This window comes from Stenotrophomonas sp. YIM B06876 (assembly GCF_030711595.1).
GTDB lineage: Bacteria > Pseudomonadota > Gammaproteobacteria > Xanthomonadales > Xanthomonadaceae > Stenotrophomonas.
Genome location: NZ_JAUJUJ010000211.1, coordinates 1 through 1,342 on the forward strand (window position 1 = coordinate 1; position 1,342 = coordinate 1,342).

Consider the following 1,342-nt stretch of genomic DNA (forward strand, 5'->3'; position numbering starts at 1 on the left):
CTTGCTGTGATCGTCGTGGTGGCCGTGCGGATCGGGCTCTTCGTCTGCCGCATGGCTGTGCGCATCGGGGTTCTGGTCGTAGCGCTCCTTGCCGTGGAAGACCAGGAAGTACATGCGGAACGAATAGAACGCCGTGACGAACACCCCGGCCAGCACCGCGAACGAGGCGAATCCGGCTGCGGGCAGATGGCTGGCGTGCACCGCCTCGATGATGCTGTCCTTGGAATAGAAGCCCGAGAACAGCGGCGTGCCGATCAGGGCCAGCGAGCCCACCAGCGAGGTGATCCAGGTGATGGGCATGTACTTGCGCACGGCGCCCATCCAGCGGATGTCCTGGTTGTGGTGCATGCCGATGATGACCGAGCCGGCCGCGAGGAACAGCAGCGCCTTGAAGAACGCGTGCGTCATCAGGTGGAACACCGCCACGGAATAGGCCGAGGCGCCCAGGGCCACCGTCATGTAGCCCAGCTGCGACAGCGTGGAGTACGCCACGACGCGCTTGATGTCGTTCTGGATGATGCCCAGGAAGCCCATGAACAAGGCGGTGATGGCACCGATGATCAGGATCAGGTTCAGGGCCGTGTCGCTCAGCTCGAACAGCGGCGACATGCGCGCCACCATGAAGATGCCGGCAGTCACCATGGTGGCGGCGTGGATCAGCGCGGAAATCGGCGTGGGGCCTTCCATCGAGTCGGGCAGCCACACATGCAGCGGGAACTGCGCGCTCTTGCCCATGGCGCCGATGAACAGGCAGATGCAGATCACGGTGACCAGCATCCAGTCGGTGCCCGGGAAGCCCAGCGCGCCGAGTTCGCCGGCCTTGCCGAAGATCTCGGAGTAGTTGAGCGTGCCCGTGTAGGCGGCGATCAGGCCAATGCCCAGGATGAAGCCGAAGTCGCCGATGCGGTTGACCATGAAGGCCTTCAAGTTGGCGAACGTGGCCGAAGGCTTGTTGTACCAGAAGCCGATCAGCAGGTAGGACACCAGGCCCACCGCCTCCCAGCCGAAGAACAGCTGCAGCAGGTTGTTGCTCATCACCAGCATGAGCATGGAGAAGGTGAACAGCGAGATGTAGGAGAAGAAGCGGTTGTAGCCTTCGTCTTCTTCCATGTAGCCGATGGTGTAGATGTGCACCATCAGCGAGACGAAGCTCACCACGCACATCATCATGGCCGTGAGGTTGTCGATGAGGAAACCGACTTCCATCTTGAGGCCGCCGACCACCATCCAGGTGTAGAGCGTCTCATTGAAGCGCGCGCCGTCCAGCGCCACGCTCTTGAGCGTCATGGCGGACAGGACGAAGGCGACGAACACGCCCAGGATCGTCAGCGTGTGCGACAGG

The 1,342-nt window shown here is 62.4% G+C and carries 1 protein-coding gene; it reads right to left on the reverse strand.

Features of this window, described 5'->3' with window-relative positions:
- Nucleotides 1-1,342: NADH-quinone oxidoreductase subunit L (gene nuoL, locus QZH66_RS16170; protein WP_305806909.1), on the reverse strand; the 1,342-nt coding region annotated here is incomplete at both ends.